At 74.9% G+C, this 19,611-nt stretch carries 20 protein-coding genes and 1 pseudogene; 11 read left to right on the top strand and 10 right to left on the bottom strand.

Translation table 11 applies throughout. From position 1 onward, the window contains the following. The first annotated feature begins 289 nt into the window (after positions 1-289). A complete protein-coding gene (locus tag ACFIF2_RS18540; protein WP_395573908.1) occupies positions 290-1,285 on the top strand; it encodes a small ribosomal subunit Rsm22 family protein in 996 nt (331 codons plus the stop codon). Positions 1,286-1,306: 21 nt separating this feature from the next. On the opposite strand, the gene ACFIF2_RS18535 is transcribed toward ACFIF2_RS18540, so the two are convergent. Beyond that, positions 1,307-1,513 carry a DUF6243 family protein gene (locus ACFIF2_RS18535; RefSeq protein WP_395573906.1) on the bottom strand — a complete coding sequence of 69 codons (207 nt, stop codon included), beginning with the start codon at positions 1,511-1,513 and terminating at the stop codon, positions 1,307-1,309. A gap of 100 nt (positions 1,514-1,613) precedes the next feature. On the opposite strand from ACFIF2_RS18535, the gene ACFIF2_RS18530 reads away from it, so the two are divergent. Beyond that, on the top strand, positions 1,614-2,264 hold the full coding sequence (locus tag ACFIF2_RS18530) for a TetR/AcrR family transcriptional regulator (RefSeq protein WP_395573904.1): 651 nt from the start codon (positions 1,614-1,616) through the stop codon (positions 2,262-2,264). 103 nt (positions 2,265-2,367) lie between these two features. After that, positions 2,368-3,099 carry a bifunctional DNA primase/polymerase gene (locus ACFIF2_RS18525; protein WP_395573902.1) on the top strand — a complete coding sequence of 244 codons (732 nt, stop codon included), beginning with the start codon at positions 2,368-2,370 and terminating at the stop codon, positions 3,097-3,099. A gap of 16 nt (positions 3,100-3,115) precedes the next feature. On the opposite strand, the gene ACFIF2_RS18520 is transcribed toward ACFIF2_RS18525, so the two are convergent. From ACFIF2_RS18520 to ACFIF2_RS18500, 5 genes and pseudogenes are all read right to left on the bottom strand, one after another. After that, the gene (locus ACFIF2_RS18520; protein ID WP_395573900.1) at positions 3,116-4,117 is read right to left on the bottom strand and encodes a hypothetical protein; all 1,002 of its coding nucleotides are present in this window, start codon (positions 4,115-4,117) and stop codon (positions 3,116-3,118) included. Next, a pseudogene (locus ACFIF2_RS18515) lies at positions 4,092-4,214 on the bottom strand (iron transporter); the annotation flags it as partial. The gene ACFIF2_RS18520 and the pseudogene ACFIF2_RS18515, both read right to left, overlap by 26 nt. A 3-nt stretch (positions 4,215-4,217) precedes the next feature. Further along, complete coding sequence (locus tag ACFIF2_RS18510) at positions 4,218-5,078, bottom strand: heme ABC transporter ATP-binding protein (protein ID WP_395573898.1); 861 nt, start codon at positions 5,076-5,078, stop codon at positions 4,218-4,220. Continuing rightward, entirely contained in the window at positions 5,075-6,187 is a 1,113-nt protein-coding gene (locus ACFIF2_RS18505) for a FecCD family ABC transporter permease (RefSeq protein ID WP_395573896.1), read from the bottom strand. Before ACFIF2_RS18505 ends, ACFIF2_RS18510 begins: the two co-directional genes overlap by 4 nt. Then, positions 6,184-7,209, bottom strand: a complete 1,026-nt coding sequence (locus ACFIF2_RS18500) for a hemin ABC transporter substrate-binding protein (protein ID WP_395573894.1) — start codon at positions 7,207-7,209, stop codon at positions 6,184-6,186. The genes ACFIF2_RS18505 and ACFIF2_RS18500 overlap by 4 nt, the downstream gene beginning before the upstream one ends. Positions 7,210-7,310: 101 nt before the next feature. Between ACFIF2_RS18500 and ACFIF2_RS18495 the strand changes: the two genes are divergently transcribed. From ACFIF2_RS18495 to ACFIF2_RS18480, 4 genes are all read left to right on the top strand, one after another. Next, the gene (locus ACFIF2_RS18495; protein ID WP_395573892.1) at positions 7,311-8,762 is read left to right on the top strand and encodes an HtaA domain-containing protein; all 1,452 of its coding nucleotides are present in this window, start codon (positions 7,311-7,313) and stop codon (positions 8,760-8,762) included. 55 nt (positions 8,763-8,817) lie between these two features. Further along, a complete protein-coding gene (locus ACFIF2_RS18490; RefSeq protein WP_395573890.1) occupies positions 8,818-10,395 on the top strand; it encodes an HtaA domain-containing protein in 1,578 nt (525 codons plus the stop codon). Positions 10,396-10,494: 99 nt separating this feature from the next. Then, on the top strand, positions 10,495-11,139 hold the full coding sequence (locus ACFIF2_RS18485; RefSeq protein WP_395573888.1) for a PhzF family phenazine biosynthesis protein: 645 nt from the start codon (positions 10,495-10,497) through the stop codon (positions 11,137-11,139). A 90-nt stretch (positions 11,140-11,229) separates the two neighbouring features. Further along, on the top strand, positions 11,230-11,442 hold the full coding sequence (locus tag ACFIF2_RS18480; protein ID WP_395573886.1) for a hypothetical protein: 213 nt from the start codon (positions 11,230-11,232) through the stop codon (positions 11,440-11,442). A 109-nt stretch (positions 11,443-11,551) separates the two neighbouring features. Here ACFIF2_RS18480 and ACFIF2_RS18475 read toward each other — a convergent pair whose 3' ends face one another. Together ACFIF2_RS18475 and map are read right to left on the bottom strand one after the other, a co-directional pair. Next, the gene (locus ACFIF2_RS18475) at positions 11,552-12,199 is read right to left on the bottom strand and encodes a heme oxygenase (biliverdin-producing) (RefSeq protein ID WP_395573884.1); all 648 of its coding nucleotides are present in this window, start codon (positions 12,197-12,199) and stop codon (positions 11,552-11,554) included. A 138-nt stretch (positions 12,200-12,337) separates the two neighbouring features. Continuing rightward, a complete protein-coding gene (map, locus tag ACFIF2_RS18470) occupies positions 12,338-13,198 on the bottom strand; it encodes a type I methionyl aminopeptidase (RefSeq protein WP_395573882.1) in 861 nt (286 codons plus the stop codon). A gap of 58 nt (positions 13,199-13,256) precedes the next feature. Here map and ACFIF2_RS18465 point away from each other — a divergent pair, with 58 nt between their 5' ends. Next, positions 13,257-13,490 (top strand): hypothetical protein, encoded by a 234-nt coding sequence (locus tag ACFIF2_RS18465; RefSeq protein WP_395573880.1) that lies wholly within the window; start codon positions 13,257-13,259, stop codon positions 13,488-13,490. Between the two features lie 31 nt (positions 13,491-13,521). Here the strand turns inward: ACFIF2_RS18465 and ACFIF2_RS18460 are convergent, their stop codons facing one another. After that, entirely contained in the window at positions 13,522-14,124 is a 603-nt protein-coding gene (locus ACFIF2_RS18460) for a hypothetical protein (protein ID WP_395573878.1), read from the bottom strand. Between the two features lie 141 nt (positions 14,125-14,265). Here ACFIF2_RS18460 and npdG point away from each other — a divergent pair, with 141 nt between their 5' ends. Beyond that, positions 14,266-14,973: an NADPH-dependent F420 reductase gene (gene npdG, locus ACFIF2_RS18455; RefSeq protein ID WP_395573876.1), complete on the top strand. Its 708-nt coding sequence runs from the start codon at positions 14,266-14,268 to the stop codon at positions 14,971-14,973. A gap of 76 nt (positions 14,974-15,049) precedes the next feature. Continuing rightward, a complete protein-coding gene (locus ACFIF2_RS18450; RefSeq protein WP_395573874.1) occupies positions 15,050-15,241 on the top strand; it encodes a hypothetical protein in 192 nt (63 codons plus the stop codon). A 9-nt stretch (positions 15,242-15,250) separates the two neighbouring features. On the opposite strand, the gene ACFIF2_RS18445 is transcribed toward ACFIF2_RS18450, so the two are convergent. Next, a complete protein-coding gene (locus tag ACFIF2_RS18445) occupies positions 15,251-16,045 on the bottom strand; it encodes a site-2 protease family protein (protein ID WP_395573872.1) in 795 nt (264 codons plus the stop codon). Between the two features lie 187 nt (positions 16,046-16,232). On the opposite strand from ACFIF2_RS18445, the gene ACFIF2_RS18440 reads away from it, so the two are divergent. Continuing rightward, the gene (locus ACFIF2_RS18440) at positions 16,233-19,601 is read left to right on the top strand and encodes an AfsR/SARP family transcriptional regulator (protein ID WP_395573870.1); all 3,369 of its coding nucleotides are present in this window, start codon (positions 16,233-16,235) and stop codon (positions 19,599-19,601) included. The last annotated feature ends 10 nt before the right edge of the window (positions 19,602-19,611 follow it).

Raw genomic sequence — 19,611 nt, 5'->3', positions numbered from 1 at the left:
AACCGCTGCGGGCGGACACCCCCCGACCCGTCCCCTTCCCGCCGTACGCGGCTTTCCGTCCGCTCCCCCCTTCCTAGCTGCGGGCAGTCGTGCCGCTGGGGCGGCACGGGTGGGCGCAGCGGCACCCCGTAACGCCGGGCTGCGACTCCCACCCCCGGCCCGCAGCCGCGCCGGCACCCCGTCACGCCGGGCCGCGCACCCCACCCCCGTAACCTACGGCCACCCCGCGGCGCCGGGCCGCGTGACACCGCCCCGCCAGGGCCCACCCCCGTCACCGTAGAATCGCCGGGTGAACGACCCCGCCGACACCCTGCGCACCGCCCTCGCCGAGCTGGTCGACGGGCTGCCGCCCCGCCAGGCCGCGCAGGCCGTCGACCGGCTGATCGCCAACTACCGCGGGGCCACCCCGACCGACGCCCCGATCCTGCGGGACCGCGCGGACGTCGTCGCCTACGCCGCGTACCGCATGCCCGCGACCTTCGCGGCGGTGCGCTCGGCGCTGGCGGCGTTCGCGGACGCCGTGCCCGGGTGGGTGCCCGGCGGCCACGTGGACGTCGGCGGCGGGACCGGCGCGGCGACCTGGGCCGTGAGCGACACCTGGGGCGGCACGCGGCCGGTGACCGTGCTCGACTGGGCCGAGCCCGCGCTCGCCCTGGGCCGGGAGATCGCCGCCGCCCACCCGGCCCTGCGGGACGTCCGCTGGCAGCGCGCCCGGATCGGGTCGGCGCTCGGCGTGGAGCCCACCGATCTCGTCACCGTCTCCTACGTCCTCAACGAGCTGACCGGCGCCGACCGCGCCGCCCTCGTCGACGCCGCCGCCCGCGCCGCGCAGGCCGTCGTCATCGTGGAGGCCGGCACGCCGGACGGGTACGCCCGGGTCATCGAAGCGCGGGACCGGCTGGTCTCCGCCGGGTTCCACGTCGCCGCGCCCTGCCCGCACAGCGCCGCCTGCCCCATCGTTCCCGGCACGGACTGGTGCCACTTCGCGGCCCGGGTCAGCCGTTCCTCCCTGCACCGGCAGGTCAAGGGCGGCTCCCTCGCCTACGAGGACGAGAAGTTCAGCTACGTCGCCGCCGCCCGGCCGGCGGTCGCCCCCGCCGCCTCCCGGGTGGTCCGGCGTCCGCAGATCCGCAAGGGGCAGGTCCTGCTCGACCTGTGCGAGCCCGACGAGCAGCTGCGCCGCCGGACGGTCACCAAGCGCCACGGCGATCTGTACAAGGCCGCCCGGGACGCGGACTGGGGCGATGAGTGGCCGCCCCCGCAGGCCGGTCCGGCCGGGAGGTAGGGCCGGCGGCGTCGTCGCCGCTCACGAGGCCGGGTCGCTCGCGCGGGCCTCCTCGCGCTGTTGCCGCTGCCGCTCCTGGAGCCTGCGCAGCAGGTCCCGCTTCCCGGCCTGGGGGTCCGCGCCGCCGCCTGTCCTGCCGCCCCGGCCGCCGCCGCGCAGGGCGTCGCGGCCGAGTTTGTGGCGCGTGCCGCCGACGCCCAGCATGTTTCCCGCTCCACCTCGGGTCATGACGTGCTCCCTTCCGAGTGAGAGACGAGTCGTATCGTCTCGTTCATGGGTTCCACTGTCGGCGAGACGCGGCGTCTTGTCAACCTGGTAGATTCGAGGCATGGCCGCTCAGAAGAAGTACGTCCCCGCCCCGCCCCCCGTCGACAGGCCGCACCCCGACGCCAACCGCCGCAGCCAGCGGTCCCGCCAGGCCATCTTCGACGCCGCCCTCGCGCTCGTCTCGGAGGTCGGCTACCCCAAGACCACCATCGAGGGCATCGCCGCCCGCGCCGGCGTGGGCAAGCAGACGATCTACCGCTGGTGGCCCTCGAAGGCGGACGTCCTGCTGGAGGCATTCCTCGACCTGGGCGACCAGGCCGCGCGGGCCGCCGGTGAGGAGACGTACGCCATCCCGGACACCGGCGACCTCGCCGCCGACCTCAAGACGGTGCTGCGCGCCACCGTCGACGAACTGCGGGACCCGAAGTTCGAGGCACCCTCCCGGGCCCTGGCCGCGGAGGGCGTCGTCAACGAACAGCTCGGCCGGGAGTTCGTCGCCAAGCTCCTGGAACCCTCGCTCCAGCTCTACGTCGACCGGCTGCGCGCGGCCCAGGCCGAGGGGCAGGTGCGGGACGGGATCGACCCGCGCATCGCGCTGGAACTGTTCGTCTCCCCGCTCGCCCAGCGCTGGCTCCAGCGCACGGCGCCGATCTCCCACGCCTACACCGACACGCTCGTGGACTACGCGCTGTACGGGCTCGCTCCTCGGTGACCAGAGGGGTGACCAGGGAAGTTTGTCCCTTCCCGGCCCCGAAGCGCGGAATGGTGCGACCATAGGGCATGCTGGTGCGCACGACGGCGAGGCGAGGGGATAGATGAGCGCGGAGTTCGGCGGTCGGAGCGGCCGGCAGGGCAAAATCTCCCAGTGGCTGCGCGGACGCCGGCCCAAGGAGGCCACCGGAGACGGGGGCCGGGAGGACCTGCTGCTCGCCGCCGCCGGTGCGGGACTGCCCCTGGCGCCCGCCGCGCACCCGGCCGGATACCGCTGCTCCTGCGACCGCGTCGGCTGTCCCACCCCCGCGCGGCACCCGGTGTCGTTCGCCTGGCAGACGCAGTCCACGACCGACCGGGCGCAGATCGAGCGCTGGGCCCGCCATCAGCCCGAGGCCAACTTCATCACCGCGACCGGCATGGTGCACGACGTCCTGGACGTGCCCCTGGAAGCCGGTCGCGAGGCGTTGCGGCGCCTGCTCGACGCCGGTGTCGAGGTCGGACCGGTCGCCGAGAGCGACGACGGCCGCATGCTGCTGTTCACCCTCACCCGCGGCACCCCCGAGGAAGAGGACGAGTGGTGGCCCTGCGAGCTGGACTGCCACCCCGAGACGATGGACGAGCACCCCGGCCTGCGCTGGCACTGCCGCGGCTCCTACGTCCTCGTACCGCCCGCCCGGCTGCCCGGTGAGGACCGTACGGTGCACTGGGTGCGCGGACCGGAGCACCCGCTGCCGGACCCGCTGACCCTGCTGGAGACCCTCACCGACGCCTGCGCCCGGCACGCCGGCGAGGACAGCGACCACGCGGGGGCGGCCTGGCCGCTGCGCCGCTGAACGGCGTCGCCGCCCGCTACTCGCCCTTCGCCGACGTCAGGCCCTGGACCCGGCCCAGGACCGACACCTTCCCGTCGCCGGAGCCCTCCGCCGGGTCGAGCGCGACCTCGTTGGAGACGAACTCCATCGTCAGCGACTGCTTGATCTCGCCGTCCGTCAGCGCCAGCACGTCCCGGTTCGGCGTCGGCACCGCGGCGCCCCGCGCGGCCGTCTGCTTCTCGAAGTGCCGGGTGGTGAAGAAGACCAGCGCCCCGCCGTCCCGCGTGCGCAGCGCCAGGGGGGCGTAGTCGCCGTTCGTGAGCGGCTCGTCGATGTACTGGGTGACCAGGCCCGGGCGGATCGACCGCTTCTCGCGCAGCTCCCGCCAGGCACTGGTGTGGACGCCGTCCGCGAAGGCGTCCCCGCCGTCCTTCAGGTACGCCGTGTACTGCTTGCTCAGGCCGGCCGGCGGGACGGTCACGTCCGTGGAGTTGGCGGGGACGGCCTCGGCCCAGCCGTCCGCGTCCGTCTTGAACTCGGGCATCCGGCCGGGGGCGACCAGGGTCAGGTACGCCGCCTGCCAGGTCTCGTCGATGCCGTGGCGGGTGAAGACCAGCAGCCAGCGGGCGTTCCCGCCCTTGTTCGCCTTGGTGTCCGCGACGAACCAGCGTGGCCAGCCCGCCTTCTTCGGGATCGTGTACTTCGCGTCCGTCAGCTCCAGCGGCACGTGCGACGCGTTGCCGTCCGGGCTGTTGGTGCGGCCCGCCTTGAGCCGCGCCGAGTCGATGGCGGCGAGCGCGCCGGTGGTGTGGTCGGCGTCGAGGGAGACGTCGTACGCCTTGTCGGCCGCGTTGTACGCGGAGGTGAACTGCTGGAGCGCCTTCGCGGCCTCGGCCCGGGTGGCCGACGGGAGCACCTCGCGCTCGCCGTGCACCACCACGCATCCGCTCGCCGTCAGCGACAGAGCGGTCGCCGAGGCGGATATGAGCGCGCACTTGCGAAGCCTGCGGGGCCTACGAGGGCCGCGATCCCTGCTCATCAGGTTTCTTCACCTTCCCCTTCCCGGAGGCGAACCCTACCGGGGGGAGGCGGCGCCCGGACGGGGGGAGGGGTGACAGCGTCCACACCGTGACCTCCCGTCAGGGTTCGCGTCGCGGGACGACCAGCGGGGCGCCCGTGCGCGGGTGCGGCAGCACCTCCACCGGCTGGTCGTAGACCTCGGACAGCAGGTCCTCGCGGAACACCCGGGCCGGTGGCCCGTCGGCCGCGATCCGGCCGGCGCGCAGGACCGCGACCCGGTCCGCGTACGCCGCCGCCAGCCCCAGGTCGTGCAGCACGACGACCACCGCGTCCCCGGCCCGCGCCCGCTCCCGGCACACCCGCAGCACCAGCTCCTGGTGCCGCAGGTCCAGCGCGGCCGTCGGCTCGTCGAGCAGCAGGAGCGGGGCGTGTTGGGCCAGGACCCGGGCGAGTGCCACCCGGGCCCGCTCGCCGCCGCTGAGCGCGGAGAACGGGCGCCCGGCGAAGCCGGACACCTCGGTGCGGGCCATCGCCTCGGCCACGGCCGCGTCGTCCTCGTCCCGCAGGTCCGTGCCCGCCCAGGGCGCCCGGCCCATCCGGACGACCTCCTCCACCGGGAACGGGAAGGACAGCGACGCCGACTGGGGCAGCACCGCCCGGCGCAGCGCCAGCTCGGGCGCGGACCAGTCCTCCACCGGGCGGCCGTGGACGCGTACGACGCCCTCGGCGGCCGGGACGTCGGCGGCCAGGACGCCCAACAGGGTGGACTTCCCCGCCCCGTTGGGGCCGACCAGGGCGAGCACCTCGCCCGCGCGGACGATGACGTCCACGCCGTCGAGGACCGGCCGCCCGCCGAGCCGGACGCGTACGCCCTCCGCCTCGACGAGGACGTCGCCGGGCGCCGCCGGACCGGGCGGCGCGGGGCGGGACGGTACGAGGCGCCGCAGCCCCCGGGCGCCCCGGGTTCTCGTGCCGGTCATGCCCAACCCCCCTGCCTGCGCCGGGTGCGGCGCAGCAGCCAGAAGAAGAACGGGCTGCCCAGCAGCGCCGTCAGCACCCCGAGCGGCAGCTCGGCCGGCTCGGCGACCGTGCGGGCCGCCAGGTCGGCGGCGAGCAGCACCAGCGCGCCCAGCAGCGCGCTGCCCGGGATCAGGAACCGGTGTCCGGGGCCCGCGAGCATCCGCAGCAGGTGCGGTACGACGAGACCGACGAAGCCGATGACCCCGGCCACGCTCACCGCCGCCGCGGTCAGCAGCGCGATCACCAGGACCAGCACGATCCGCAGCCGCTCCACGTCCACGCCCAGGTGCCGGGCCGGGCGTTCACCGAGGGCCAGCAGGTCGAGGCGGCGGGCGTACAGCGGGGCGAGGGCCAGCCCGAGTGCCGCGCACGGCAGCACCGCCAGCACCTTCGGCCAGGTGGCCTGCGCGAGCGAGCCGAGCTGCCAGAAGGTGATCTGGTTGACCTCCGCCGTGTCCGCGAAGAACAGGAACAGTCCGATCAGCGCCCCCGCGAAGGCGTTCACGGCGATGCCCGTCAGGATCAGCGTGACGACCTCGGTGCGGCCGCCGGAGCGGGACATCGCGTAGACCACGAGGACCGTGATCAGACCGGAGCCGAACGCGAGGACGGGCACCGTCCAGGTGCCGAGGAAGTGCAGGCCGAAGGCGATGGCGCCGACCGCCCCCACCGCCGCGCCCGAGGAGACGCCGATGACGCCGGGTTCGGCGAGCGGGTTGCCGAACACGCCCTGCATCAGCGCGCCCGCGCAGCCGAGCGAGGCGCCGACCAGCAGCGCCAGCACGATCCGCGGGAACCGCACGTTCCACAGCACCGACTCGGCCACCCGGTCCAGTTCGGTGCCGCCGAGCCCGGCCCGGTGCAGCAGGGAGCCGAGCACGTCGCCGACCGGGACCGGGTAGGCGCCGGTGCCGGCCGCGACCGGGACGAGGGCGAGCAGGCCGGCGACCAGGGCGGCGGTCAGCAGCCAGGGGGTGGAGCGCCGGGCGGCGCGTGGCGGGGGAGGGGGAGGGGACGGGGGTGGCTCGGCGGGTGTGCCGGGGTGCGGCTGTCGGTCCAGCACGGTCATCGGGCGCCGCCCTCGCCGTACAGCTGGGCGACGACCGACTTCAGCACCTGGTCGGTGCGCGGGCCGTAGTTGAGGAGTACGCCGTCCTCGACGGAGACGATCCGGCGGTCCAGGCCGGCCGGGGTCTGGGCGACGCCGGGGATCTTCACCAGGCCGTCGACGCCGCCGACGGACTCCAGTCCCTTGCTCATCACGAGGATCGCGTCGGGCGCGGCCTTCGCGAGCGCCTCGCTGGTGAGGGCGGTGAAGTCCTTCTCCAGGCCCGAGGCGGCTCCGGCGTCCACCGCCCCGGCCGCCTCGATCAGGGAGCCGGCGCCGGAGTCCGCGCCGCCGATGAGGTAGACGGAGGCCGAGCCGCGCAGGTACAGGAAGGCGACCCGGGGCCTGTCCCCGTCCGGAACGTCCTCGCGTACGGCGTCGATCCGCCGCTCGGAGCGCTGGGTCAGTTCCTTACCGGCCGCCGGTACGCCGAGCGCGTCGGCGACCGCGCGGATGCGGGTGCCCACGTCGTCCAGGCCCTTGGCGGCCTCGACGAACAGCACCGGGACGCCGGCGGCGCGGATCTGGTCCACGGCCTCCGCCGGCCCGGTGGTGGTCTCGGCGAGCACCAGGTCCGGCTTCAGGGACAGCACGCTCTCGGCGGAGACGTCGTGGCCCCGGGTGACCACGGGCAACTCCGCCGCCTGTTCGAAGGTGGCGGTGACGTCCCGGGCGACGACGCGGTCGCCGAGCCCGAGGGTGAAGACGATCTCGCTGAGGCTGCCGGAGAGGGGCACCACGCGCGCGGCCCGCTCCACCGTCACCCGCTCACCGTCGGCGGAGCGGACGGTGACCGGGAGCTTCGGCTCGGGTGTCCGCGCGAGCGGCTCGACCCGGTCGGCGACGGCCGCCCTCGTCGTGGCCCCGGAACCGCTCCCGGTGCCGGAGGCGGCCTCGGGGGAGCCTCCGCATCCGGACGCGGTGAGGCCGAGGGCGAGCACGGACAGCAGTGCTCCCGCCAGTCGGTTGCGCAAGCGTCGCACGTTCCGTCCGTCCTTTCCGTCGGCCGCCCGGGTCGGTCGGGTAGAGCTTAGGTTAGCCTTACCTTCGTTCGCTACCGGCCCCCCGATCCGGAGGACTTCGCATGCCCGCCCGTCTTCGCGCCCTGGTCACCGTGTTGTGCGCGGCGGTTCTCACGGCTCTGCTCCCCGCCGCCACCGCGCACGCAGAGAGCCGGACCGTGCAGGGCGGCCGGCTCGACTGGGGCATCAAGTCCTCGTTCCAGAGCTACGTCACCGGGCCCATCGCGAAGGGGAGTTACTCCCTGACCCAGGGCGCGGCCACCGTCGGCGGCGGCGCGTTCCGTTTCCACTCGGCGACCGGTTCCTACGACGGCGACACCGGCTCCTTCCGTGCCGCCTTCTCCGGCGGCGTGCGCTTCCTCGGGCACCGCACCGGCACGGGCGCCCACCAGCTCGACCTCACGATCAGCCGTCCCACCGTGAGCGTCTTGGGCTCCACCGGCACGCTCCACGTGGACGTCGTCAGCAGGGCGAAGGACACCGGGGCGGTCACGACGTCCCGTCAGGTGCCCTTCGCCTCCCTCTCGCTGGGCGGCATCGACATGAGGGGCGGCGGCGACACCGTCGCCCTGGACAACGTGCCCGCCACCCTCACCGCCCAGGGCGCCGCGTCCTTCGCCGGGTACTACACCGCCGGGACCGCGCTCGACCCGGTGAGCCTGTCGGCCGACGTACGGGCGGCGGCGCGGCAGCGGGAGCGGCCGTCCGGCGCGCCCACGACGCCCGCCGCGTCGCCGAAGCCCGAGAAGACCCCGGCCACCGCCGAGAAGGGCGCCGCCGAGAAGGGTGCCATCGAGGACGGCGCCGTCGACTGGGGTGTGCGCCGCACCTTCCGCGAGTACGTCACCGGCGACATCGCCGACGGCAAGTGGACCCTCACCGCCGGCGCCCAGGACGGCGGCGCCCTCTTCCGCTTCCCCGGCGGCGAGGGCACCTACGACGACGGGGGCCTCACCGCCGCCTTCGAGGGCGCGGTGCGTTTCACCGGCGCGCACGGCCTCGACCTGAGCCTCAGCGGCGTACGGGCCGTCGTGAAGGACGGCAGGGGCACGCTCTACGCCGACGTGAGGAGCCCCGGCCTGAACGGCGCGAAGGTGCCCCTGGTGACCTTCACCGCCGGGGAACTGAAGCCCGCCGACGGCCTGGTGACGGTGACCGAGGCCCCCGCCAGGCTCACCGCGCGCGGCGCCCGGGCCTTCGGCGGCATGTACCCGGCGGGCACCGAGATGGACCCGGTGTCCCTGGCCGTCGCCCTCACCGCCGACGCGAAGCTGCCCGCCCTGCCCGATCTCGGCAGCGCCCCGACGGCGAGCGCGAGCCCGCAACCCGAGCGCGCCGGAGAATCCCGGACCCCGGCCGCCGCCCCCGTCGCGAGCGCCGGCGACGACGACTTCCCCGCCCTGCCCGTCTTCCTCGCGGTCGGCGCCCTGCTGCCGGTGGCCGCGGCCCTCCTGGCCGTCGCCCTGCGCAGGCGCCGCGCCCGGCCCGCCGCGTCCCCCTCGGACGAGGGCTGAACCCACGACACCGGGCCGCCCACCCGCGGCCCCACCACTCAAGGAGAACCGAGCCATGCCCGTCAGACGACGCCGCTCCACCGCTCTCGCCGCCGCCGTGGCGACGGCCGCCGCGCTCGGCGCCACCGCCCTCGCCACCGTCGGCGCGGGCACCGCCTCGGCCGCCGAGGTCCCGCTCAAGGACTACGAGCTGACCTGGGGCATCAAGCAGTCCTACCGCACCTACGTCACCACCTTCGCCAAGGGCACCTTCACCCCCGCCGAGGGCGCGACGCAGGCCGCCGGCAACGGCGCGTTCACGTTCGTCGACGGCACGGGAGCCTACGACTCGGCCACGCACGTCACGAACCTCGCCTTCAAGGGCAGCCTGGCCGTCGAGTCCAAGGCGCACGGCTTCGTGCTCACGCTGTCGGACGTCAGGTTCGACAGCGCGGACGCCGCGATCACCGCCGACGTGACCCGGGACGGCACGACGGAGGACGACGTGCCGCTCGCCACGGTCACCGTCACCCGCGAGATGAAGGACATGGCGACCACGCTGACCGCCCGGGCCGCGGAGGTCTTCGGCAGCGCCGGCTACGAAGGCGCGGCGGGCGACCCCCTGACGCTGACGCGGAAGACGCCGACGGAGCCCAGCCCGACCCCCACCACCGGGGCCCCCACCACCCAGCCCTCCCCGACGGCGACGCGGACCCAGACCCAGGAACCGGAGCCGACGGCGACCGGGACGACCTCGTCCGCGCCGGACCCGACGGCGAGCACCAGCGCGTCCGCCACCGCCACCGCCTCCGCCTCCGCCACGGCCCCCGCCACCGACGCGCCCACCCAGGCCCCCGCCAAGGGCGCGATAGCGGACGGCACCCTCGGCTGGGGCGTGAAGGAGTCCTTCCGCGCCTACGTCGTCGGCCCCATCGCCAAGGGGCGGGTCACCGTCTCGGGCGGCGCCGCCCAGGCCGCCGGCAACGGCGCCTTCACCTTCAAGGACGCCACCGGCACCTACGACACGGACGCCGGCAAGCTCACCGCGTCCTTCCGGGGCGCCGTGAACTTCAAGGGCCACGAGACCGACGGCACCTACGGCCTCGACCTGACCCTGAGCAACCTCAAGGCCACCCTCGACGGCGGCACCGGCACGCTCACCGCCGACGTGAACAGCCTCGGCGAGGCGAAGAAGGGCGTGGTCCTGGCCGACCTCAAGGCCAAGTCGGCCGACCTGACCGCCCGCGACGACGTCATCACGGTCGACGACGTCGCCGCCACGCTCACCGGAGCCGGCGCGGAGATCTTCGGCAACTACCCGGCCGGTACGGCCCTGGACGCCGTGGACCTGTCGGTGGCGCTGAGCGACGACGCCCAGCTGCCGGGCGGCGGCACGGGCTCCGCCGGCGGCTCGGGCACGGCGGGCGGCACCGGCGGCACGGGCACGACCGGCGGCACCGGTTCCACGACCGGCGGCACGGGCTCCACCATCGGCGGCACCGGCACCACCACGGGCGGGGTGACCGGTGGCGGCAGCCTCGCCTCCACCGGCACCGACCTCCCCGGCCCGGCCCTGGGCGCGGCGGCCGGCGCGGCGGTGGCGATCGGCGCGGGCGCGGTGTTCGCCGCCCGCAAGCGGCGCACGCAGCGGTAGGCGTTCGAGGGGCAGGAGTACTCCCCTTGTCGCGAGCCGGGGCGGCCCGCCATCGAGCGGCCGCCCCGGCCCACCCGCCCGCGATGCTTGAATGCCCGGGTGACTGACTACGACGTACTGCGCGTCTTCTGCGCGCCGAACGGCGGATACGGCAACGAACTCGGCGTCGTCCGGGACGGCTCCGTGCTGCCGGACCGGGCCGGGCGGCAGGAGCTGGCCGCGAAACTCGGCTTCAGCGAGACCGTGTTCGTCGACGACCCCGAGCGCGGCGTCGTGGACATCTACACGCCGACGCTGCGGCTGCCGTTCGCCGGCCACCCCTGCGTCGGCGCGGCCTGGCTGCTGGACGTGCCCGAACTCGTCACACCGGCCGGCGTGGTGGGCGCCCGGCTGGACGGCGAGTTCAGCTGGATCGAGGCCCGCCCCGAGTGGGCCCCGCCGCGCACCCTGCGCCAGTACGCCACCGTCGCCGAGGTCGACGACCTGCCGGTGCCGCCCAAGGGCGAGTGGGTCTACGCCTGGGCGTGGGAGGACGGGCCGGCGGGGCGGGTGCGGGCCCGCGCCTTTCCCGGCCGCGACGACGGCATCGACGAGGACGAGGCGACGGGGGCGGCGGCGCTGCTGCTCACCGAGCGGCTGGGCCGGGCCCTCAACATCACGCAGGGGGCGGGCTCGCAGATCCTGACGGCCCCGCAGCCCGACGGGTGGGTGGAGATCGGCGGACGGGTGCACCTGGAGCGGTGACGGGCGCCGCCGTACGGGTGGAACCGCGTGTGCCCGCGAGCGCGAGGGGTTACCTCTGGCCTGACCGTTCCCGCACGCGAGAGGAAATCCATGCGCATCCGCTCCGCCCTCGCCACCGTCCTGCTGGCCGCCGCCATGACCGCCGGCGCCGCCGCTACGGCCACCGCCGTCGACGGCCCGCTCCACGGTGACAAGGACGCCACCTGCAGCCCGTACTTCGGCGCCATCACCACGGACAGCACCGGCGACCTGTACTACGGCGGCATCAACTGCCGCAGCGACGACTACGACATCGACAACTGAGCGGGCGGGCCGTCCGCTCCCGGTCCCCCTCGGCCCAGGCGGCCGAGGGGGACCGGTCCGTCCGGGGGGAAGGGGGGTGTACCCCGGTGCTCTCCGGAATGACGGCCCGTCAGGCGGAGAGGGGGAACTCCTCGCCCAGGGCCCGGAAGACCGCCGTGTTCAGGGCGAAGGCCCGCTTGCACTCGGCGACCACCCGCTGCTTGTCCAGGTCGTCCGCGCGGATGCCGTCCAGCAGTTCGCGGTACTCCCGCTTGAACGCGGCCGGGTTGGCGATCTCCTCGAAGACGTAGAACCGGACTCCGTCGCCCTTCTTGGCGAAACCCCACGTCCGCTCGGCCCGGTCGCGGATGATCTGGCCGCCGGACAGGTCGCCGAGGTAGCGGGTGTAGTGGTGGGCGACGTAGCCGCCCGGCCAGGTCTCGGCGCACTCGCGCACCCGGTCCGCGTAGGCCCGGGTGGCCGGCAGGGCGGACAGGGACTCCCGCCAGCCGGCGCCCCGCAGATGCCCCAGGTCCCGCTCCAGCGCGCCCAGCCGGAACAGCTCCGGCCGCACGAACGGCCCGGCCACCGGGTCCGACGCCAGCCGGCCGGCCGCGGTCTCCAGCGCCTCGTACACGAACCACAGCTGCTCGGTGTAGCGCGCGTACGCGTCGACGCCGAGCCGGCCGCCCAGCAGGTCGCTCATGAACGTCGAGGTCTCCGCCTCCATGTGCTGCTCGTGGGAGGCGGTGCGGATCAGCGTCGAGAAGGAGTCCATACGACCGATCTTCTGTGGTTAGGCTTACCTAAGTCAATAGCTTGCCGACGGTCTGTCGGCAAAAGCGTACCCGGACGCGCGACGGCCCGCCCTCCGAGGAGAGCGGGCCGTGCGGGAACGCGATGCGGGGGGAGGGGGCTACGGAAGCGTCAGGATCTCGGCCCCGGTGTCCGTCACCACCAGCGTGTGCTCGAACTGGGCCGTCCGCCTGCGGTCCTTCGTCACGACCGTCCAGCCGTCGTCCCACATGTCGTACTCGTGGGTCCCGAGCGTCAGCATCGGCTCGATCGTGAAGGTCATCCCGGGCTGCATGACGGTCGTGGCGTGCGGGCTGTCGTAGTGCGGGACGATCAGCCCGGAGTGGAACGAGCTGTTGATGCCGTGACCGGTGAAGTCCCGCACCACCCCGTAACCGAACCGCTTGGCGTACGACTCGATGACCCGGCCGATGATGTTGATCTGCCGGCCCGGCCTGACCGCCTTGATCGCGCGGGCCAGGGACTCCCGGGTCCGCTCGACCAGCAGCCGGCTCTCCTCGTCCACGTCGCCGACCAGGTAGGTCGCGTTGTTGTCGCCGTGCACGCCGCCGATGTAGGCGGTGACGTCGAGGTTGACGATGTCGCCGTCGCGCAGCACCGTCGAGTCCGGGATGCCGTGGCAGATGACCTCGTTGACCGAGCTGCACAGGGACTTGGGGAAACCGCGGTAGCCGAGCGTCGAGGGGTAGGCCCCGTGGTCGCACATGTACGCGTGCGCCACCCGGTCCAGCTCGTCCGTCGTCACGCCGGGCGCGATGAGCTTCGCGGCCTCCTCCATGGCCCGCGCCGCGATCCGGCCCGCCACGCGCATCGCCTCGATCGTCTCGGGCGTCTGCACCTCCGGTCCGGTGTACGGCGTCGGCGCGGGCTTGCCGACGTACTCGGGCCGCCGGATGTTTCCGGGCACGGAACGGGTGGGAGACAGCTCCCCAGGTACGAGCAGCGACTGGCCAGAAGACATGACAGCGAGTCTAACCAGCGGGCATACGAGACCATGTCCCTGGCGAAAGGAGCCGGTCATGGCCCTGTTCAAGAAGCGCACGGTCGGAAAACCGGGCGAGTGGTACTACTGCCTGGAGCACCAGAAGGTGGAGGAGGGCCCGGACTGCCCCGGAAAGGACCGCTTCGGACCGTACGCCTCCCGCACGGAGGCCGAGCGCGCGATGCAGACCGCCCGCGAGCGCAACCTCGAGTGGGAGAACGACCCGAAGTGGCACGACGCCTCCTCCCCGGGGCGCGCGGACGACGACTGACCACCCGCTCGCGGCGCCGGCCCGCGGGACCTCACCAGCGCGACGGCGGCGGGGCCGTCAGGTGGTCGGCCAGGCGGGACAGGCGGTCGCGGAAGCGGCGGCGGCCCCGGGGCGGCGGTACCGCGTTCTCCCCGGCCGCCGCGCTGACCAGGTGCTGCACCGTGTCCAGGTCCAGCTCCGCGCCGTCCGGCACGGTCAGCGCCTCGTGCGCCATCGCCGTCAGCTCGCGCTCGCCCGAGCCCAGCGCCAGCACGGTCGCACCGGCCCGGCGGGCGTCGTGCACCCGTTCCAGGAGCGGGGCGCCGGGATCGTCCGGCGTCACCACGAGCAGCGTCTCCCCGCGCCGGGCCGCCGCCAGCCGCCCGAGCCCGACCGCCAGGTGCGCCGGGTCCGACGGGCGCGCGTCGTGCCGGACGAGCGTGGGCGCCAGCTCCGGCGTGCCCGACCAGGCGGCCTCGTCCACCAGGTGCGCCGCCAGGTGCCAGGGCTCGTACGCGGCGGTGCCCACCAGCAGCAGCCCGCCCCCGTGCGGCACCACCGAGCCCCGGAGCGCCCCCGCGAACCTCCGGGTGGCCCCCAGCCACTCGGTCCCGGCGAGCACTTCCCGCAGCAGCGCGACCCGTACGGCGTCCATGCGCCCGCATCCTGCCGCAACCCCGGCGGCCCGGCCCGGCGTTCGGCCCGGATTCGCCCGACCCGGTCACGCCCCAGGGCGGCGCGGCGCCGGGCGGGACCTCGCCCCGCCCGGCGGCCGGGACGGACGTAGGGTCGGCCCATGACCTCTACCGACAGTGCTGCACAGAAGGCCCCCGCCAAGGACCCCTGGGACCTGCCCGACGTCTCCGGGCTGGTCGTCGGCGTACTCGGCGGCACCGGCCCCCAGGGCAAGGGCCTCGCCCACCGCCTCGCCAAGGCCGGCCAGAAGGTGATCGTCGGCTCGCGCGCCGCCGAGCGCGCCCGGGCCGCCGCCGAGGAGATCGGACACGGCGTCGAGGGCGCCGACAACGCCGAGACCGCCCGCCGCAGCGACCTCGTGATCGTCGCCGTGCCCTGGGACGGCCACGGCAAGACCCTCGAATCCCTGCGCGAGGAGCTGGCCGGCAAGCTCGTCGTCGACTGCGTCAACCCGCTCGGCTTCGACAAGAAGGGCGCCTACGCGCTCAAGCCCGAGGAGGGCAGCGCCGCCGAGCAGGCCGCCGCCCTGCTGCCGGACAGCCGGGTCACCGCCGCCTTCCACCACCTCTCCGCGGTCCTCCTCCAGGACCCGGAGATCGAGGAGATCGACACCGACGTCATGGTGCTCGGCGAGGAGCGGGCCGACGTGGAGATCGTGCAGGCCCTCGCCGGCCGCATCCCCGGCATGCGCGGCGTCTTCGCCGGCCGGCTCCGCAACGCCCACCAGGTCGAGTCGCTGGTCGCCAACCTGATCTCCGTCAACCGCCGCTACAAGGCACACGCCGGGCTCCGCGTCACGGACGTATGAGGCGATGGGGGACACTGGTGGGTGTCAGCAGCACCGCACCACGACACCCGCCGTGTCCCCGACAGGAGCCCGCACCATGCCCCGCCTCGCCCTCTACGCCCTGGTCGTCTGCGTCCTCGCCGTGGCCGCCGCCGTCGTCTCCTTCGTGCAGGGCAGCGTGGTGATCGGCGTCGTGTGGGTGCTGCTGTCGGGGCTGTCGTCCAACATGTGCTGGTACTACGTGAAGCGCGGCCGGGATGCCCGCCGCTCCCCGTCCGCCACCGGCTGAGCGGCCTCGTCAGCCGACGGTGCACAGCTCGTCGGTCTGCCAGAAGCGGTACAGCTCGAAGCCGCAGTACGTGTCAATCTCGCCGATCCCCAGGCCGCGCAGCACCGCGTCGACCGCGTCGAAGAACACGCCGTTGACCGCCGGGATCCACAGCAGCGCGAACACGATCAGCAGCCCGAACGGCGCCAGCGGCTCCACCTGCCGCCGCACGTTGTACGACAGCCACGGCTCGATCACCCCGTAGCCGTCCAGACCCGGCACCGGCAGGAAGTTCAGGATCGCGGCCGTCACCTGGAGCAGCGCCAGGAAGGCCAGCGCGATCCGGAAGTCGCGCGGCACGCCGTCCAGCGCGTCCAGCCAGAACGGGGCCGTGCACACCACGGCGAACAGGACGTTCGTCAGCGGGCCCGCCGCCGAGATCAGGCTGTGCCGCCACCGCCCCCGGATCCGCCCGCGCTCGATGAACACCGCGCCGCCCGGCAGACCGATCCCGCCCATGATCACGAAGACCACGGGGAGGACGATGCTGAGGAGGGCGTGCGTGTACTTCAGCGGGTTCAGCGTCAGGTAGCCCTTCGCGCCGACCGAGATGTCGCCGCCGTGCAGCGCGGTGCGCGCGTGCGCGTACTCGTGCAGGCACAGCGACACGACCCACGCGCCCGTCACGAACAGGAACACGGCCAGCCCGGGCTGCTCGGCGAACCCGGTCCAGGTGGCCCAACCCGTGACCGCGGTGACGGCGAGGATCCCGAGGAACACGGGACTGATCCGCCGGTCGCTGGGGCGGGCGGTGGCGGTGGTCATGGAACTCCCTGGACTGTTCGGTGGGGGACGGGACCCGCGAGGAGTGCCCGACGGTACCGGGCGCACCGGGAGAACGTCTCGCGGCCGCCGCGAGGTTCCGGCCGGGGGACGCGTCCGGCACGGCCGGCACGGCGGCTCACCGGCGCGCCGGTAAACCCCGTGCCCGGCTCCGACGGCAGCAGGGACAATGGACCCCGTGCGCTATCGCATCCTCGGCACCACACAGGTACTCCGCCCCGACGGCACGGTCGTCCCGGTCGGCGGGGCGCGGCTGCGTGCGCTGGTGACCGTGCTCGCCCTGAGGCCCGGCCGCACGGTGCCCGCGGGCCTGCTGGTGGAGGAGGTGTGGAGCGGCGATCCGCCCGCCGACGCGCCGGGCGCGCTGCAGGCGCTGGTCGGGCGGCTGCGCCGGGCGATCGGCGCGGACGCGGTCGCCTCGGCCGACGGCGGCTACCGGCTCAGCGCCGCCCCCGACGACATCGACCTGCACCGGTTCGACCGGCTGGCCGGCGAGGGCAGCCGCGCGCTCGCCGACGGCGACCCCGCCAAGGCGGCCGACGTGCTCGACGACGCCCTCACCCTGTGGCGCGACCCCGCCCTCGCCGACCTGCCCGACCGCGGCGCCGAGGCGGCCCGCTGGGAGACCCGGCACCTGGACGCCCTGCGGGCCCGTCACACCGCCGCCCTCGACCTGGGGCAGGCCGAGCGCTCCCTGCCCGAGCTGACCGCGCTGTGCGACGGCCACCCCCTGGACGAGCCCCTCCAGGCCCTGCGGCTGCGCGCCCTGCGCGACACCGGCCGTACGGCCGAGGCGCTGGCCGCCTACGACGCCGTACGCCGACTGCTCGCGGACCGGCTGGGTGCCGACCCGGGGGCGGAACTGCGGGCGCTGCACGAGCAGTTGCTCAACCCTGGGAGCCCCGGGAGCCCCGGGAGCCCCGGGAGCCCTGGGAGCCCCGTAAGCCCGACGTTGCCCGCAGGGCCTACGACGCCCGCACGGCCCGCGACCTCCGCCGACCCGGCCGTCTCCCGCCCCCGGGGCAACCTCCGGGCCAGGCTCACCTCCTTCGTGGGCCGGGACGCCGACCTGGAGGCCGTGCGCGCCGACCTGGAGACCTCGCGTCTGGTCACCCTCCTCGGACCCGGCGGCGCCGGCAAGACCCGGCTGTCCCAGGAGGCCGCCGAGGGCGTCGGGGACACGGCACGGGACGGGGTCTGGCTGGCCGAACTCGCCCCCGTCGACGACCCCGGTGACGTACCGGAGGCCGTACTGACCGCCCTGGGCGCCCGCGAGACCGTGCTGTACGGCGCCGGCGCCGAGGAGATGCGGGCCGTCACCGCCTCCGACCGGCGGGCCACCGCCGTCGAGCGCCTCGTCGAGCACTGCGGCCGGCGCCGCATGCTGATCGTCCTGGACAACTGCGAGCACGTCGTCGAGGCCGCCGCCCGCCTCACCGAGGAACTGCTCGCCCGCTGCCCGGGCCTGACCGTCCTCGCCACCAGCCGCGAACCCCTCGGGGTGCCCGGGGAGTCGCTGCGCCCGGTCGAGCCGCTGCCCGAGCCGGCCGCGCTCAGGCTGCTCGCCGACCGGGGCGCCGCCGCCCGCCCCGGCTTCCGCCCCGACGCCGACGAGGAGACCGCCGCGGCCTGCGCCGAGATCTGCCGCCGCCTCGACGGCCTGCCGCTCGCCATCGAACTCGCGGCGGCCCGGCTGCGGATGCTGACCCCGCGCCAGATCGCCGACCGCCTCGACGACCGCTTCCGCCTGCTCACCTCCGGCAGCCGCACCGTCCTGCCCCGACAGCAGACCCTGCGCGCGGTCGTCGACTGGTCCTGGGACCTGCTCGACGAGGAGGAGCGGGACGTGCTGCGGCGCCTGTCCGTCTTCGCGGGCGGCTGCGACCTCGCCGCCGCCGAGGCCGTGTGCGGCCCCGCCGCCCTGGACGCCCTCGGCTCCCTCGTCGACAAGTCCCTGGTCGTGGCCGCGCCGACCGGGAGCGACGGCATGCGCTACCGGCTCCTGGAGACCGTCGCCGAGTACGCCGCAGAGCGCCTCGACGAGGCCGGCGGCCGGGCCGGCGCCGAACGCGCGCACCTGACGTACTACCGCGAACTCGCCCGGACCACCGACCCGCTGCTGCGCGGCCCGCGGCAGCTGCCCGCCATCGAACGGCTGGAGCGCGAGTACGAGAACCTGCGCACCGCCCTGCGCCACGCCATCGCGGAGCGCGACGAGCAGGAGGCGCTGAGCCTGTCGCTGTCGCTGGTCTGGTACTGGCAGATGCGCGACCTGCGCGTGGAGGCCCGGAACTGGTTCAGCGAGGTCATGGCCCTCGGCCCGGACCCGTTCACCGAGCCGGTCCGGCGCGCCGAGCCGGTGTGGCAGCCGTGCACGGCCACCCCGCCCCCGATGACCGGCGAGGTGCTCGCCGAGGCCCGGCGCGGCGTCCACCTCGCCCACCTCGCCTGCATGGACACCGAGCTGGACGCCTGGCAGACGCCGGACGCCCAGCGGAAACTGCGCGTCATCGCCGCGGCCTACGAACCCGGCATGCCCCAGACCTGCGCCCCGCCGGGCCTGTTCTGGTTCTTCGCCGTGATGCTCTCCGGCGACGTCGACCGGCTGCACGAGATCATGAACGCCGCCGTGCGCACCTGCCGCGAGACCCCTGGATACGAGTGGCAGCTGGCCGGCAGCCTCCAGATGCGCGCCAACCTCCTCGCCAACCGCACCGACTGGGCGGGCGACGCGGCCCGCGACGCCGACGAGGCGCTGGAGATCTACCGCCGCCTCGGCGACGCCTGGGGCACCACCGAGGCCCTGGCCGCCCGCGCCGAGGCCCAGGAACGCAAGGGGGAGTACGGGCCCGCCGCCGCCTCCTACGAGGCCGCCGCCGAACACGCCGAACGGCTCGGCGCGCACGCCCAGGTCGACATCCTCCACGCCCGGCTCGGCAGCGTGCTGCTGGAGTCGGGCGACGCCGAGCGGGGTGAGCCCCTCCTGCGCGCGGTGGTCGCCCGCAACGCGGGTGCGGGACACAACGCCGCGATGCCGGCCGCCCGGCTCTACCTCGCCGGCTGGTTCGGCATGACCGGGCGGACCGCCGAGGGCCGGGAGCAGCTGCGGGCGCTGCGCGAGGAGTTCTCCATCTCCCACTTCGTCGTCTTCGACGCCTTCATCCTCGCCGCCGAGGGGTGGTTCGCCGCGCTGGAGGACCGGCACGAGGACTGCCTGGCCAAGGTCCGCCAGGCGCTGGAGAAGGCCGGCGATCCGCTGTCCGCGGCCATCGCCCCGCACATGCGCTCCTCGTACCTGACCATCGGCGCGATGGCGCTGGCCCGCGTGGACGGCGGGCGGCGGGCCGCGGACGCCGCCCGCTGCCTCGGCGCCGCCGACGCGCTGCTGCCGCCGGGACACGTCTCGATGGGCCTGGAACGCGACGCGCGGGACCGGGCCGCCGAGCGGGTCCGTGAGGCCCTCGCCGGCGAGGAGTACGAGGCCGCGTACGCGGAGGGCGCCGGCCTCACCGTGGAGGAGGCCGTCGCCCTCGTGTGACCCGCCCGCA

The sequence above is a fragment of the Streptomyces sp. BK79 genome (assembly GCF_044142145.1).
Lineage (GTDB): Bacteria > Actinomycetota > Actinomycetes > Streptomycetales > Streptomycetaceae > Streptomyces.
The sequence above is the reverse complement of the archived record's forward strand: the minus strand, read 5'-3'. Positions and strand labels throughout refer to the sequence as shown.

Coding starts and splice junctions, on each gene's coding strand:
- ACFIF2_RS18495 (WP_395573892.1), top strand. CDS start 7,311: ATGCCCGCCCGTCTTCGCGCCCTGGTCACCGTGTTGTGCGCGGCGGTT.
- ACFIF2_RS18445 (WP_395573872.1), bottom strand. CDS start 16,045: ATGACCACCGCCACCGCCCGCCCCAGCGACCGGCGGATCAGTCCCGTG.
- ACFIF2_RS18530 (WP_395573904.1), top strand. CDS start 1,614: ATGGCCGCTCAGAAGAAGTACGTCCCCGCCCCGCCCCCCGTCGACAGG.
- npdG (WP_395573876.1), top strand. CDS start 14,266: ATGACCTCTACCGACAGTGCTGCACAGAAGGCCCCCGCCAAGGACCCC.
- ACFIF2_RS18465 (WP_395573880.1), top strand. CDS start 13,257: ATGGCCCTGTTCAAGAAGCGCACGGTCGGAAAACCGGGCGAGTGGTAC.
- ACFIF2_RS18525 (WP_395573902.1), top strand. CDS start 2,368: ATGAGCGCGGAGTTCGGCGGTCGGAGCGGCCGGCAGGGCAAAATCTCC.
- ACFIF2_RS18460 (WP_395573878.1), bottom strand. CDS start 14,124: ATGGACGCCGTACGGGTCGCGCTGCTGCGGGAAGTGCTCGCCGGGACC.
- ACFIF2_RS18520 (WP_395573900.1), bottom strand. CDS start 4,117: ATGAGCAGGGATCGCGGCCCTCGTAGGCCCCGCAGGCTTCGCAAGTGC.
- ACFIF2_RS18510 (WP_395573898.1), bottom strand. CDS start 5,078: ATGACCGGCACGAGAACCCGGGGCGCCCGGGGGCTGCGGCGCCTCGTA.
- ACFIF2_RS18450 (WP_395573874.1), top strand. CDS start 15,050: ATGCCCCGCCTCGCCCTCTACGCCCTGGTCGTCTGCGTCCTCGCCGTG.
- ACFIF2_RS18535 (WP_395573906.1), bottom strand. CDS start 1,513: ATGACCCGAGGTGGAGCGGGAAACATGCTGGGCGTCGGCGGCACGCGC.
- ACFIF2_RS18480 (WP_395573886.1), top strand. CDS start 11,230: ATGCGCATCCGCTCCGCCCTCGCCACCGTCCTGCTGGCCGCCGCCATG.
- ACFIF2_RS18490 (WP_395573890.1), top strand. CDS start 8,818: ATGCCCGTCAGACGACGCCGCTCCACCGCTCTCGCCGCCGCCGTGGCG.
- ACFIF2_RS18505 (WP_395573896.1), bottom strand. CDS start 6,187: ATGACCGTGCTGGACCGACAGCCGCACCCCGGCACACCCGCCGAGCCA.
- ACFIF2_RS18440 (WP_395573870.1), top strand. CDS start 16,233: ATGGACCCCGTGCGCTATCGCATCCTCGGCACCACACAGGTACTCCGC.
- ACFIF2_RS18475 (WP_395573884.1), bottom strand. CDS start 12,199: ATGGACTCCTTCTCGACGCTGATCCGCACCGCCTCCCACGAGCAGCAC.
- map (WP_395573882.1), bottom strand. CDS start 13,198: ATGTCTTCTGGCCAGTCGCTGCTCGTACCTGGGGAGCTGTCTCCCACC.